We start from the raw sequence: 13162 nt of genomic DNA on the forward strand, positions 1-13162 counted from the left end.
ATGGACATTGCACAGTAGATGACCTCAATTCATCCCTCTATTATGCAACGCCATAAAGCAGATGGAAAAAATGCAATTTTGTAAAATGATTTTATTAACTGACCCCGATTGAATTATCAAATTCAAAAAATATCAAAAAGGGCAATTTACTATAAGTCATGTTTCTGCATAACCTTTAACAAATTGCTTCGCAAAAGAGCAAGATTTCATTGTAAAATCTCGCTTGTGATGCGATTAAATGTGCAATGAAGAATATCTGGTTTAACATAGAGCAATTCCTTCGGCGTTACACAAAGCACCGAATGCAATCTTTCGTGTTTACAGTCATTGGATGTCTTGCTGTAGTTAGTGTGATTACCTTTGGGGCAATGTATGTTGTGGCTCAACCTGCTTCAACTTCATCTGAACGTCCTGCTGTGAAAGCGCCAAATTTCGGGCGACACTTTCAAGAATTTGAGCGTGAAGGCTCTATCTTGATTTACGACTCAAAAAACAACCGCACCTACGAACACAATCCTCAACGTAATGCAACTGCGATCGCTCCAGCTTCAACCTTCAAAATTTTTAACGCGCTGGTGGCATTAGAAACAGGTGTAGTTCCTGATGATGTGGCAGTTCTCACTTGGGATGGAATTCACCGAGACATTGATGCCTGGAATCATGATACAAATTTGCGTCAAGCCTTTAAGGATTCAACTGTTTGGTTCTATCAAGTATTGGCACGTAGGGCTGGATATGAACGGATGCAGCAATTTATTAATAAAGTAGGCTACGGAAACCGTCAGATTGGCACTGTCGCAGACATCGATCGTTTTTGGTTACAACCGCAGCTATTGCAAATTACACCCAAACAGCAAATTAAGTTTTTGCAACGGTTATATCAAGGCGATTTGCCTTTCTCGCAACGGACAATAAATCTTGTCAAAGACATTATGGTACGCGAACAAACTCCAGACTACACACTGCGAGGAAAGACAGGATGGTTAACGAGTACTAAACCAAATGTTGGTTGGTTTGTGGGTTATTTAGAGCAAAACAAAAACGTCTACTTTTTCGCCACAACCCTTGATATGCAAAAATCGGAAGATGCACCCGCCCGCATCGAGATTACACGACGTAGCCTTAAAGATTTGGGCTTGCTGGCTCAAATTAACTAACCACCACCAACAATAGTTACCACTTCTAAGCGATCGCCTGGTTGCACTTTTGTTTGCGGCCAAAATTGTCGGTGTAAAATTTCGCCGTTATACTCCACAGCTACCAATCGGGGGTTAAAACCCAACTGTTGGAGTAAGTCGGGTAAAGAAGTTTGAAATGAGCAGCTATGGGTTTCCCCATTCACCTGAATCGTAATCTCATTAGACATAATATGTGTGTGGGGCATTGGGAATTGGGCATTGGGCATTGGAAATTGGGTATTGGTTACTCACTTTGGGCAAATGACAAATGACAAATGACTCTTTTAAAGTTCTGGCTTAATGCGATTTAGTTGGGAGAGCAAATATTGCGTTACTAGGGTAGGCTGTTCGGCTTGCATGAGCGATCGCACCACTGCTACACGTTCGGCTCCAGCATCGATCGCATCGTTGATATTATTGGCATCTATTCCCCCAATCGCAAACCAGGGAATTGAGCAATTTTTGGCTGCATAGCTGACATATTCTAGCCCTGTTGCTGCCTTACCTACTTTCGTGGGAGTTTCATAAACTGGCCCCACGCCAATGTAATCTACATTTTCAGCAATTGCTGCTTGCATTTCTTCCTTATTTGTGGTAGAAAGACCGATCAGACGTTGCGAACCGAGTAATTGCCGAGCAACAGCAATAGGCATATCTTGTTGTCCCAGATGCACCCCATCGGCATCGACAGCTAAAGCTACATCCACGCGATCGTTAACAATAAACAAAGCACCGTAGATGTGGCATAACCGCCGTAATTTTCTCGCTTGTTCCAGACGTAAATAATCATCGGCGGTTTTGTCGCGGTATTGTAAAAGTGTTAATCCGCCTTTGAGTGCAGCTTCGACAGTGTTCAACAAATTTTCACTAGGGGAAGTCACAAGATACAAACGCGATCGCCACAACAATTGATGGCGCTGATGACCCATTAAACTACTTTCTAGGGTATAAACCTGATAGCGCATCTGCTTACAAGCTTTAGCCATACTTGGTTGGTAAAGCTTGCTGTATTCTTCCAACACCCGTAATGCTTCTTCTATCCGACAAAAGTTAGCTTGCAAGACCGATTTTATACTAGCTCGTTGTTCTTCTTGAGGATGAGTTAACTCCGTTCCAGGATCGCCTGGTGTATCTCGCGCCGCCCGTAATTCTGGAGTATGCCACTTGGCTACCTCTTGTCGCAGCCGTTTGCATTCCAGAGCCAACTGGGCATTGTTCAAACCAAATCGGCACCATTCCTCGATAATTCGCAAACCCTCACGAGCACGGTCTAAATTGGCATCTAAAATGCGGTAAACAACTTGCTGTGTTTGCTCTTTTTGGCTGTATGGCTCGACCATTACAACAACCCCATTAGTGCTTTCATCGAAGTGTGAATTATCATAAGTCCTAGTAACCATAAGTTAAATAAGATTGCTTTTTTTTACTAATTTTTGCGGAATCTACGCAAAATAACGTAGTAGTGAGGGTTACGGTAAATTATCCCATGTTCCTATAGACAGTGATAAGGGTAGTTTGAGGCTACAGTTTCGCACTGAGCTTAGTCAAGTGTTTTACGATAGACAACGAGCTTACAAAAGACTAGCAAAAGGGAATACACCAGAAAATCTACAATAGATATGTAGCAATCCGATTTGATTCCTGAATCACTCGTAGAAGTAAGGGACTGGGGACTGGGAATAAGGAATAAAGGTATACTGAGTTTTGTTCAAAAATAAAATAAGAGTTTTATATTAGTGGAAACTATGTAGAGACTAGGGCGTGTTTTCAAACCTTTCTTAAAGCACCTGAGTCTTGGAGATCCCCCCAACCCCCCGATAAATTGGGGGGCTTTTAGAGTTTCTTTTCCCCTCTTTTTAAGGCTACGGTGTACACACAAGTGTCGGTACAGTGTATCTATCCCGCCTCCGAATAAATTCCGAGTCTTATAACGGTGTATCTATCCGGCCTCGGAATAAATTCCGAGTCTCATAACCAAAGGCTTCTTTTAGAGGACTAAACAAGACATTTAGTTTAGTCCTCTAAAAGAGGACTTTAGCTATCAGCCCGGAACTAAAGTTCCGGGCGGGATATTTGCTCAGTATAGGACTTTCACTTGAACATAAATATTGGGTGAGTAAGATTTTTAGAGATGTGTGTACACCGTAGCTTCTTAAGGACTTCCAAATAAAAAAATATCCAATTAATTCTTGTGGGGTGGGTAACATGATGTTACGTCTCTACAAGGATTTTGGATAACACATATTTAATTTCACTTTTATATCTATAGCAATCTGATTTGATTTCTGAATTAATCGTAGGGACTAGGGACTGGGGACTGGGGACTGTGGGGCCCCCTCTGGGGATAAGGGGTAATGGGGACTGGGAAGAAGGAATAAAGCTGTACTGAGTTTTTTTCAAAAATCAAATATGAGTTTTATATATAGATAAATGATATAGGCACAATTCATGAATTTTGCCCACAAATTATTTTGGGCAACGCACAATTAATTTCTGGAGATGTCTAATATCATTTATTACTATGTATTAAATATCGCCACTCGGTCAATATATGAGTAATATTATCGACATAATACTCTCTAGGGAGTATAAGAATTTATGATTACTTATAAGGAGTGGTGTTAAATATGATTCTTCCTCGTATGTTTACTGAGTACCGTAGAGTAGATGTTTTGTTTGCAAAACTGAAGTTTCTGAAATCAGCAAGGCTTTTATTTTTTAGTTTTTCAGTATTATCTTTTATTGTCGGGATGGGGGCGGCAAGTATAGCGTTTCTGGGTATCAGCCTGGATAGTGCGATCGCTCAGATTCCATCGACACCAAATTCAGCGCCTCTGAATCAGAAAACACCTTCTCAAGCTAATGTGCTATTTGTCAATCCTGGTGTTGGAGATGACAAGGCAAGCAATGGCAGCGAATCCGCTCCTGTAAAAACTATTACCCATGCATTGCGATTAGCTAACGCCAATACTGTAATTATGCTCTCTACTGGCACTTATAGCGCCGAGACAGGAGAGGAATTTCCCTTAATATTGAAACCGGGTATTTCAATTCAAGGCAACCCCAGCAATCAAGGTAAGGAGATTATCATTCAGGGAGGCGGTGATTACCTGAGTCGGAGCTTTGGCGGCCAAAACGTCACAATTGTCGGGGCAAACCAAGCCTTGCTCACAGGGGTAACAGTGACGAACTCTAATCCTCGTGGTTACGGTTTATGGATTGAATCTAGCAATCCGGTAGTCGCAGAAAATACTTTTACTGGCAGTACTCAAGATGGAATTTCCGTCAGTGGTAATGCCGCACCTACCATTAGTAAGAATTACTTCGATCGCAATGGAGCCAATGGCATCACAATTGCTGGTAACTCTAGTCCGCAAGTGAAGGAAAATGTCTTTCAGCAAACAGGTTTTGGGATTAATATTGCTCAAAATGCTGCTCCTATAGTCATAGGTAATCAAATTCAAAACAATAGATCGGGAATTATCGTACAAGCAAATGCCCGCCCGATTTTGCGGAATAATTCTATTCAAGATAATAAAGAAGATGGTTTAGTTGCGATCGCTCAAGCAATGCCAGATTTGGGTAGTGCATCCGAACCTGGGGGTAATACATTTCAAAATAATGGCCGCCACGACATTAACGCCAGCGCCGCTAAACAGGTGATTTCTGCTGCTGGTAACAACCTTGTAAGCGATCGCATCACTGGCAAGGTAGATATTAACGGAACAACAGCAGTAGCAGCCCAAACTTCTCAACCCGCTGCCAACAACGTATTACGACAAATACCACCAACTGGAGAAATCACCTTCTCGGCTCCCGAAACCTCTGAAACTACTAATGGGCAAACCAGCAATAGCATTTCAGCAAATAATCCTGTTTCTGGGCAATTAAACAGTCAACTGCTGCCATTAATGCCAGCCAATAATGTACCGCCTTCCTTGCCTATATCCAAACAACCACCGACTTCTAGAGTCGCCGGATTTCCTACTCCTAGCAGCTTGTCAGGTAGACAAATACCAATTAACGCACAGCCACCTGATACACCACAGCTAAATTACGTGCGGATCGATCCTAATACCATTGAGTTTACTGCCCCTGAGTCCCCATCCAATTCAGTTGCACAGCCACCAGTTTCAAGTATGAGGAATCAAACACAACAGCCATTACCAATACTAGAAACTGCTGCTCCTGGTGCTTCAGAACTTTTACCACTTCCCAATCCCAATATCCCCATTGTTAATACTCGCAATCTGCAAACAAGTTCTGCAAGTATTCCCTATGGTGGTAACTCTGCAACACAATTTGGTGTACGTTATCGCGTAGTAGTGCCACTAGCAACCGATCGGGATCGAGATTTAGTGCGATCGCTTGCTCCTGGTGCGTTTCTCACAGTTTGGGATGGTCAAAGAGTTATGCAAGCAGGAGTATTTAGCAGTGAATATAACGCTAAAGAAATGCTCAAAACACTCTCTAATAAAGGTTTAAGAGCCATTATGGAGCCGTTGAATTGAGTAGGGAATAGGGCATTGAGAATAGGGCATTGGGAATGGGGCATTGGGAATGGGGAAGATATGGAATTAGCGAGAAAAGCACCTCAAAATGAATATTGATCCACATTAGAAAAGCGATCGCTTTCCTACTGTGGGGAGGCATCGCTTTTTTAGTCAAGGGGGCGATCGCGCTTAGGCATAAGTTGAATTAGCGATCGCGTTCTTGTTTTAGGGAGCGATCGGGGAAAGCATCCTTTATCCATCACTTTCATCTAGATATTTTAGGAAAGAATGAACACCCAGTAACTGAATGCTATAGCTTGCCATTACTACTCTTAAATCATCATCAGCCCGCAAGTCATCATCCCCAGATACGATAATCCCCGCTTTGCCATCAATCGCTGTAGCCAACACAGGGAAATCTTTGGGATCTCGACAATTAGGCGGAACAGTTTTCAACTCAACCCATAAGGCGCGGTACTGCAACTGTTGTTCTAGGCGAATCGCCTGATTAGAGTCAATCCGCTCTCTTAAACGGGGGCGATTCCAAACAAGATGGAGTTCTTCCATGAGGGGTTAACTCATTACCAACTGGAATTTATCCTCATTAAATGCTGCCAAAATCGGCAATGTAACTCGCCCTTTCAGCAAAATACGAATCCAAATGTTGGTGTCGATGACCACTTGCAACATCAGACCTGCTGAGATTGCTGACGCACAGCTTTAATTTCAGCCCTGATTTCGTCGTCTGTAATCTCATTCACGGGGTGTTCGGCATAAAGTTCTTGAATTAAAGCCGTCAAGTCTGAACGTAAATCTATTTGAATCAAGGCTCTAGCGACTTTTGCTCGTTCGTCTGGCTGTAACTGTTGTACCGCCGTAATGAGTTGTTCCAAAGTAATTGGGATCGATACCATGTCAGTACCCATCATGATGGTTTCTTAAATTTTAGTGCGTTTGTGCGATCGCTATCAGTCCCAAGGAGAATTGACAACTTATATTTATTCGTTCGTTGCAGTAAGTTTGGTGAATATGAAGGTCAGATCGTTTTTATTCCTTTTTTTATTGTCATTGGCGATCGCGGGTCAAAATGAAATCAATTGCCTTAAGGGAGCGATCGCTTTTCTAATGTGGAGGAGACAATCGCGGTTTCATCAAAGGAGCGATCGCACACCCTTATATCTGCGCTGATTTGGCGACTTGCGTCTGGATACAGCAGGCTCAGTTTTTTCCGTTTTACTAACTTTCGGTGATTGGCGATCGGCTAAGATATCCAGGGCAGACAAATGACGGAACTCGATGGAACAAGGGGTAGCGTTACCGTCAGTATGCCAGATTTTTCTCGTTTTATCAGCTTTCGGTTATTTGTTGGCAATAGTATAGTTTGATTGACCTTTTGGCAATCAGAAGTTGCAAGCGTTAATTAGCGACACCTTTTGCAATTTTTCGGAAAACAGTATGCTGATGCTGTATCAGAAGATCAAAGGTTAAGTATTTTTTCCGAAAAAATATAAATATGATCCAAACCTTCAAACAAGGGTACGCTGTTATTGTCGGAGTAGGTGCTGACTTGCCTGTTACAATTGATGATGCTACTGCCATTGCGAATCTGCTACGCGATTCATCTCGTTGTGCCTATCCTGTTGAGCAAGTACGTTTGCTAACTGGCCAAGAAGCAAATGCTAGAAATATCTTATCTGCTTTAAGTTGGCTAGCTGATGTGACTGGAAAAGATGATACAGTCATCGTTTACTTTTCCGGTCACGGAATGGAAACACCAGATTATTATTTAATGCCTTACGGATACAATCTGGGAAATTTGCAGGGTACGGCGATTCTTGGGTCAACATTCACCCAACACTTGCAAGCTATTCAAGCACAAAAATTACTGGTAATCCTTGATTGTTGCCATGCTGGTGGACAAGCTGAAGCAAAGGGAGCAATCAAATCACCTTTACCACCGTCTGCGATCGCGCAATTGGGCAGCAGCAGTGGTCGAGTTATACTGGCTTCGTCACGCAAAGATGAAGTTTCTTGGACTGGACAACCATACAGTGTTTTTACAGCAGCATTGTTAGAGGCGATGGCTGGCTACGGAGCTTTTGAACAAGACGGCTACGCCCGCATTTTGGATCTAGCAATGTGGGTAGGACGCAAGGTTCCAGAACGCACAAAAGATAAACAACATCCCATTATTAAAATTAGCAATTTAGAAGATAACTTTGCTTTAGCCTGGTATGCTGTCGGTGAAAAAAGACCGCATCCATTACCAAATTGGACATATAATATTCCATTCATTACACCAGGGTTGGATACTGCTCAAGTCGCTACCTGGAAGCGGATGTTGACCAATTATCGTAAAAACTTACAACTGATCGACGAGCGGATGAGTGAGTATATTGATTTTACTGCTATTCCACTACAACTAGAAAATAATCGACGCTTGACTGAAACTAAGATTGCAGAGATGGAACACAAACTAGGGATAAAACCTTAAATATTATTATACTGAAGTAATGACTCAGGAACAAATCAAATCTATTCAGAAACAGATTACCGAAACTGAATATAATTTGTGTCTTATTCAAGAACAAAAATCTAAGTATGTTGAATTTACAAGTATTCCACTCGATTTAATAAAGAATGAAGAGTTTCAGCAAACAAGGTTGAATGAACTTCAAGAATGTTTAGTTCCACTTAAGAAACGCTTTCAAGAAATCAGAGAAAGTCGTCCTATTCCTCCGCTATTACCTTATCTTTGCGATCGTAGTGAACAAGAATATCATTTAGCTCAAGCATTAAGAAGACTGAATCAACAACCCCATCGACCTCTTGTCTGCATTATTCATGGCGACGATTTTCAAAGTCATGACATGTTTCTAGAGCGTCTCAAACAAGTTTCGCTACCTAAGCTCATTTACTTAGATACTGATAAAATTGCCGTTACTGACTATCTTCTCAGTTGCCCTTCAAGACTGCCAAAAATTGACGATCTTCACAATCAGCTTGAAAATAAACTTGCTGAAAGATTACTTAATCATGGCTTTGTATCAAAGGAGGAAATCAACAATTTTTTAGCTGGACATCCCGGTCCAGTGATAATCCATACCCACTTTTTTACCGGAGATTGGCAACAGCATGGTTCCAAAGTTATCGAAAGTTTTATCAAATTCTGGCAACATTGGCCAGATATTCCTCCTGGTAATTATCTCCTTATATTATTATTTATTAAATATCAGGTGAAAAAAGAATTGAGTATCAAAAGATTTTGTTTAAAATTCAAAAACAGAATTATTTATAAATTTATCGAGCAATTATCATTGTCTGACTTTTCTCAATTTGGCAGACTTCTAGGCACAGTTTTACCAGAACTGGATGGTATAACTAGAAGACAAACAGAGGATTGGGCACGCGACAAAGATACAAAACATTTTTGGGGTGAGGAGAAAATCGAAGATTTGATGAGTAAAATTAGAGATATTTTTGAGCAATGGGAGAAAGAAAAGTCCTCTAACACTATTCCTATGGAACATTTAGCTAGAAAGTTGACACAGATTTTACAAAATTCCTCGATTGCTGAGGAGGAACGCAGATGAAGTTCCCCTTTTATACTGGTGATGGCAAAAGGCAGCGAAGTGATGTACCAGCAACTTTGCCGGTATCACAGCGTTCACAAATGATGAAACCAGAAAACTACATTGCAGATGCTGGATTGGTTGATGCTTGTAATGTTGCTTTGCTTCTGGGACAACCTCTCTTATTGACTGGAGAACCTGGTACTGGGAAGACTCAGTTTGCCTATAGTGTAGCTTGGGAACTTGGTTTTGAAGACCCACTCAAGTTTGAAACCAAATCTACAACTACAGCCCGTGAACTATTTTACAACTATGACAGCTTGAAGCAATTTCAAGATGCTCAGGGCGGTATAACAAACAGAAGCCCTCTTAATTATTTGACATATCGTGCTTTGGGCACGGCCATTTTGCTGACTAGAGAAAAGTCTGAAGTTGTAGAATTTCTCCCGCAAGATTTTGTCCATCCTGGCAAAAGACGCTCTATTGTTCTTATTGATGAAGTAGATAAAGCACCCCGTGATTTCCCCAATGACATCCTTAACGAATTGGAGCAGTTATATTTTCGGGTACCAGAACTACGCAATGTCAAAATCGCAGCTAATCCCGAACTACAGCCGATTATTATCATCACCAGTAATTCTGAAAAAGACTTACCGGACGCATTTTTAAGGCGCTGTGTCTACTATAATGTTCCGTTTCCAGCTCGCGATCGCCTAGCTGAAATTGTTGCTAACCGATTAGGTTTATACTCTGCGGGTAGTAGTGAGTTTCTCGACACCGCTCTGGATTTGTTTTTCGAGCTAAGAGCAACTTCAAGTGGCTTACGCAAAAAACCTGCAACTGCTGAACTCCTGGGTTGGATGATCGCACTGCGAGAAATATCAAATCGTCAAGAAAACCCACTTACTCAACCTGAACTAGTGCTGCAAACACTCAGCAACTTGATCAAAACAGCAGAGGATCAAGACAAAGCTAAGAGGATAGTCAAGCAATGGATAGAAAACCGCAAGAAGTAAACCCAAGCTGGCTAACTCCAGAAGTTCTAATCGAGTTCATTGATGAGTTGCGCGATGCAGGCTATAAAATCGGCGTATCACAGTATATTATCGTCCAAGACCTTATACTTGCCCTGATTGCCCAAGGAGATAATCTCGACCGACCCCAGAGATTCAAAAGTCTTCTAAGTCCATTGCTTTGCCATTCGCCAACTGAGCAGGAAGATTTCTATCAACGATTTGACCAATGGCTGCAACGCATGGGTTTTATTGTCAGCCAGACTGGACAAATAGACACCAAGGCAGAGGAACTACAGCAGGAGTTGTACAACATTAAAAAACAGTGGGGAAAATGGCAACGCTGGTCGCTGGTGGTAATTCCGTTCCTGACTGTTATAGCCTGGCTTACTCTAAGTTTAGTTTCATTTCAGCCCAGATTTCCGACTAAACCTCAAAACCCAAACATTCAACCTCCAAACTCTCTTGTGAATTGGCGATTTGTCTTGAGAGTGTTACTGCTGAATTGGCAATTTATCCTGGCAGTGTTACTGCTTATCGTCTTTGTTACTTTCTTCGCCTGGGGAATTTGGTGGTTTTGGCGGGCGCGTCAATTTCTCGTGCGCCATGCGACTAATCAACAGCCGCAACTTGAGCAAGTGTCTATTCCTGGCTTAGATGAGGAATTGTTTCCCAAGCTCTTGTTTTTACGCATCGCTCAAGATTTGAGGCGACGCATCCGAGTTCCATCTGCCGAACTCAATATTAATGAGACGCTAGAAAAAAGTGTGCAGCGAGGGGGTTGGTTCACGCCAGTATATAGCTATCGTCAAGTTTTCCCTGAATACTTGGTGCTAATTGATCGCGCAAATTACGGCGATCATCAGGCAAGATTTGTTGAGGAAATGATCGACAGGCTGAAGCTGAATGAGGTTTTCATCACAGGCTACTACTTTGATAGCGATCCTCGCGTCTGCTTTCCGATGACAGGAAAAGAACCTCCCTGCACGCTCAATGAGATTGCCGCAAAATATAGTGAGTATCGCTTGATTATTTTCTCAGACGCTCAGGGATTGTTTAGTTCACGTACTGGTGAACTCGAACGTTGGAGCGAGTTGTTTTCCAGTTGGAGCGATCGCGCTGTGTTAACGCCAAAACCTTCAGAAAACTGGGGATATCAAGAACTGGAATTATCGCAGCAGTTTATTATTCAACCCGCTACACCTGAAGGGTTAATGAACTTGATACGTAGCATTCAATCGGGAAAATCGCTCTATGAACCTTCAGAAAATATAAGGGTACCTTTCCCGGAAGAGTTGAGAGTGCGATCGCGCCGCTGGATTCAACGAGATCCACCGGATTCATTAGTGATCGATGAGGTGTTGAAATCACTCCGCCAATATTTGGGCAAGGCTGGTTACGACTGGCTGAGTGCTTGCGCTGTATTTCCAGAACTGCATTGGAATCTCACATTATACCTGGGCAATACACTCAAAAGCGAAAATGGTCGTACCCTCCTCCAAGCTTGTCAACTTAATGATCTGGCTCGCTTACCGTGGTTTCGGCAAGGTTATATGCCTGACTGGCTAAGGAAACGACTGATTTCTGAGATTCCTCGTCCACAGGAAAAGGATATACGTTCAGCGATTGAAGCGTTGTTAATTACTGCTGTTCAAGGTGATGTTGGCGGTATGCAATTGGAAATTGCTAGGAAGAACGCTAATGTCCTCTCAAAGTTAGCCCAACCGCTTCTGCGTTTGTTGGCTAAGAAAGCATCAGAGGATAGTCTGTTGCGCGATTACATTTTTCTGGACTTCATGGCTGGTAGCGAGCAGAAGCGGCTAGCGATTCGTTTGCCGGAAGCGTTATATGATTTGCTTCATCCCCAGGGGATAGGATGGCGGCTTTGGCTTCGATGGGTACTGGGAACTACCTTCAGTTCAGTTTTAGCTTGGGTCGTAAGCTTGTTCGTAGTCTTTTTATTCAAAGTAGATAATAATACAAATACAGTCTTGATTCTGGTATTATTTCCCTCAAGTGCGGTTTTGACGGCAGGTATACAGCTATATATACTGCAACAGTATGTGCCCAAGATCAGCAGATCGATATTAGTTAGCTGGGTACTGACGAGTTTTAGTGTCGGCGTTGCCCTCGTCGCCTCCGGCTCCAACTCCGCCGAGGGTGCCGTCGTTGGAGCCGTCGTCGGAGCCGTCGTCGGAGCAATAATCGGAGTCATTCAATCCCATATCTTGCGTCAAATATTGCACCGACGTGTATCTTGGTATGGCTGGTGGACGTTGTCGCACATCTTGAGTGATTCCATTGGCTGGCTATCTTTATATTTTGCCTCACCGGTTCTCAACGAAGTGGTAAAAAATCTGGACGAAGCCGTAGTAATTTCTATTGCTGGAGCTACCCTAGGAACTATTTTCGGGCTTCCCTCCGGCGCTAGTACAGGCGCTGCATTGCTTTGGCTGCTGCGACAACCTACCACAACCGATAAAAAATTAGAACCAAAGGCAAACATTCACAGAGAGCCATGAAAGTAGTAAAGGAGGAGAATCGAGGGCTATGTTGCTATTTTACCTGCTGATTAAGAGTAGTCTATTGCCAGATTACCTCGCTTACAAGGGGCAATGTTAGAGAAGGTGACACCTTAGTCTATTGAGTTTTTTTCACGCAATTAAATAGGACTCCTATAATTGAATTATATTTATGATACTTTTGTGCGCGATCGCCTTCGCCGTAAATCGGGTTAAGGCAAAAAAACTCATCATCTAATACCTCAACACGACTTTTAAGTACCTCAAAACGACTTTCAGGTACCTCGAAACGACTTTGAAGTACCTCAAAACGACTTTCAGGTACCTCGAAACGACTTTGAAGTACCTCAAAACGACTTTGAAGTACCTCAAAACGACTTTGAA

General features: G+C 42.4%; 11 protein-coding genes. 6 read left to right on the top strand and 5 right to left on the bottom strand.

All coding sequences use genetic code 11. The features are described 5' to 3' along the window. Positions 1-302 precede the first annotated feature (302 nt). Positions 303-1157 (top strand): class D beta-lactamase, encoded by an 855-nt coding sequence (gene blaOXA / locus RMZ42_RS34200; protein WP_322675611.1) that lies wholly within the window; start codon positions 303-305, stop codon positions 1155-1157. On the opposite strand, the gene thiS is transcribed toward blaOXA, so the two are convergent. Next, on the bottom strand, positions 1154-1366 hold the full coding sequence (gene thiS, locus RMZ42_RS34205; protein WP_094349580.1) for a sulfur carrier protein ThiS: 213 nt from the start codon (positions 1364-1366) through the stop codon (positions 1154-1156). The genes blaOXA and thiS overlap by 4 nt on opposite strands. Before the next feature lie 96 nt (positions 1367-1462). Continuing rightward, the gene (locus RMZ42_RS34210) at positions 1463-2518 is read right to left on the bottom strand and encodes a thiamine phosphate synthase (RefSeq protein ID WP_322675612.1); all 1056 of its coding nucleotides are present in this window, start codon (positions 2516-2518) and stop codon (positions 1463-1465) included. Positions 2519-3805: 1287 nt separating this feature from the next. Between RMZ42_RS34210 and RMZ42_RS34215 the strand changes: the two genes are divergently transcribed. After that, positions 3806-5689 carry a DUF1565 domain-containing protein gene (locus tag RMZ42_RS34215; RefSeq protein WP_322675613.1) on the top strand — a complete coding sequence of 628 codons (1884 nt, stop codon included), beginning with the start codon at positions 3806-3808 and terminating at the stop codon, positions 5687-5689. Between the two features lie 234 nt (positions 5690-5923). Here RMZ42_RS34215 and RMZ42_RS34220 read toward each other — a convergent pair whose 3' ends face one another. After that, positions 5924-6238, bottom strand: coding sequence for a putative toxin-antitoxin system toxin component, PIN family (locus tag RMZ42_RS34220; RefSeq protein ID WP_322675614.1), 315 nt, complete (start codon positions 6236-6238; stop codon positions 5924-5926). 122 nt (positions 6239-6360) lie between these two features. After that, positions 6361-6585, bottom strand: coding sequence for a hypothetical protein (locus RMZ42_RS34225; protein WP_322675615.1), 225 nt, complete (start codon positions 6583-6585; stop codon positions 6361-6363). A 599-nt stretch (positions 6586-7184) separates the two neighbouring features. Between RMZ42_RS34225 and RMZ42_RS34230 the strand changes: the two genes are divergently transcribed. From RMZ42_RS34230 to RMZ42_RS34245, 4 genes are read left to right on the top strand one after another with little or no spacing between them, the layout of a single operon-like run. Then, positions 7185-8165 carry a caspase family protein gene (locus tag RMZ42_RS34230; RefSeq protein WP_322675616.1) on the top strand — a complete coding sequence of 327 codons (981 nt, stop codon included), beginning with the start codon at positions 7185-7187 and terminating at the stop codon, positions 8163-8165. 19 nt (positions 8166-8184) lie between these two features. Next, positions 8185-9264, top strand: coding sequence for a hypothetical protein (locus tag RMZ42_RS34235; RefSeq protein ID WP_322675617.1), 1080 nt, complete (start codon positions 8185-8187; stop codon positions 9262-9264). Beyond that, positions 9261-10259 carry a MoxR family ATPase gene (locus RMZ42_RS34240; protein WP_322675618.1) on the top strand — a complete coding sequence of 333 codons (999 nt, stop codon included), beginning with the start codon at positions 9261-9263 and terminating at the stop codon, positions 10257-10259. Before RMZ42_RS34235 ends, RMZ42_RS34240 begins: the two co-directional genes overlap by 4 nt. Then, the gene (locus RMZ42_RS34245) at positions 10235-12778 is read left to right on the top strand and encodes a hypothetical protein (protein WP_322675619.1); all 2544 of its coding nucleotides are present in this window, start codon (positions 10235-10237) and stop codon (positions 12776-12778) included. Before RMZ42_RS34240 ends, RMZ42_RS34245 begins: the two co-directional genes overlap by 25 nt. A 118-nt stretch (positions 12779-12896) precedes the next feature. Here the strand turns inward: RMZ42_RS34245 and RMZ42_RS34250 are convergent. Continuing rightward, positions 12897-13162 (bottom strand): hypothetical protein (locus RMZ42_RS34250; protein WP_322675620.1); only part of this gene is annotated, 266 nt, incomplete at its 5' end.

Source organism: Nostoc sp. DedQUE05 (genome assembly GCF_034530955.1).
In the GTDB taxonomy this organism is placed as follows: domain Bacteria; phylum Cyanobacteriota; class Cyanobacteriia; order Cyanobacteriales; family Nostocaceae; genus Nostoc.